Genomic DNA, 376 nt, shown 5'->3' on the forward strand with positions numbered 1-376 from the left:
AACTTATGTGGTTTCTGAACAACCGAAAAACGGTACGGTGACGATTGATGAAAAAACTGGTGAATACACTTATACGCCGAAAAAAGATTACAACGGTGATGATGAATTCACGGTAGTCGTATCTGATGGTAATGGCGGTGAAGTGACCGTTACGATTCCTGTAACGGTAACGCCAGTGAATGATGTACCGATTGTTGTAGAGCAAGAACAACCAATTACCGTAAAAGAAGATACGCCGAAGAAAGGCACTATTACGGGTGTCACCGATGTGGATGGTGATGATCTGACTTATGCACTAGGTGATAAACCAGCGAATGGTACGGTGACGGTAGATGGTGACGGCAACTATACTTACACGCCAAACAAAGATTACAAC

1 protein-coding gene is annotated in these 376 nt (G+C 43.4%); it reads left to right on the plus strand.

Features of this window, described 5'->3' with window-relative positions:
- Positions 1–7: 7 nt before the first annotated feature.
- The coding region (locus AC0SAP_RS10380) for a tandem-95 repeat protein (RefSeq protein WP_473384111.1) at positions 8–376 on the plus strand (369 nt) is incomplete at its 3' end.

Source organism: Ignatzschineria sp. PL_is040 (assembly GCF_055813795.1).